This is a genomic window from Actinotalea ferrariae CF5-4, from assembly GCF_000603945.1.
Lineage (GTDB): Bacteria > Actinomycetota > Actinomycetes > Actinomycetales > Cellulomonadaceae > Actinotalea > Actinotalea ferrariae.
Window position 1 is genome coordinate 1 of record NZ_AXCW01000515.1, and the last position, 925, is coordinate 925.

Here is a 925-nt window from a genome sequence, read left to right on the forward strand (position 1 = left end):
TGGTGCAGGGCGGTGGTCCAGGTGGGGGCGAGGTGCTGGGCGTGGAGCTGGATGTTCAGGTGGGGGCGCACGGCCGCTGCGGTGCGGGCCAGGCCGTGGTCCAGGACGGTGCGGGCCAGGTCGCACAGGCTCTGGGCGCGTCGGGCGCTGCTGGGTCGGTCGTCCCCGGGGGCCGGGGGTCCGGACACCGCGGCCAGCGCGGTCGCCAGGACGGTGCCGTGCTCCTCGGTGAGGAACCCGGCCAGGTGGAACCCGCCCAGGGTGCGCGAGACGTCCAGGAACTCCCGTTCGGTGGCGTCGCGGTAGCCGCGTTCGTCGGTGTCGGGGTCCGCGGCGGCGGCCCAGCGGCGCACCAGGGACCGCAACGGGTCCACCGGCAGGAGCCGGGCGTGGTGGACCAGGAACGGTTCGGCGCAGGGGGAGTCGGGGTCCACCAGGGCCGCCCGGCGTGCGGGGGACGTGGCCGCGACGGTGGCGATCACCCGGGCCTGCTCCAGGGCGAGGTCCCCGGCGCGGACCGCGGCGGCGGTCGCGGGCAGCTCCTCGTGCAGGGTCCGGCCCAGGTGCAGGTCCCGCCGGGCGGTCGCGACCGAGACCCCGGTGCGGTGCACGACCCACTGCGCGGCGGTGCGGTGCCCGTCCAGCGCCCACCACCCGTGGGCCTCGATGACCGGCAGGACGCGGATCCCGACGGCCCGGACCCGGTCGGCCAGGGCGTGCACCCGGGCGTAGAGCTCCCCGGCCCCGGCGCCGTCCAGGTCCTCCACGGGCACGGCCGCCAACGCCGCGACCGCCTCCTCCGCCGCCTGCAGGCGGGCGTGCACCGACCCCACCGGCACCTGTGTCAGGACCGTCACACCCACCACCCCCTGCGAAACCCCGAGCCACCCCCTGCGACCCGACTCGAACAACTGTACGAGCGACC

1 protein-coding gene is annotated in these 925 nt (G+C 77.2%); it reads right to left on the reverse strand.

Annotated features, from left to right (window positions below; all coding sequences use genetic code 11):
• Positions 1-857 (reverse strand): DUF222 domain-containing protein (locus N866_RS19110; protein ID WP_034229881.1); only part of this gene is annotated, 857 nt, incomplete at its 3' end.
• Between the last annotated feature and the right edge of the window lie 68 nt (positions 858-925).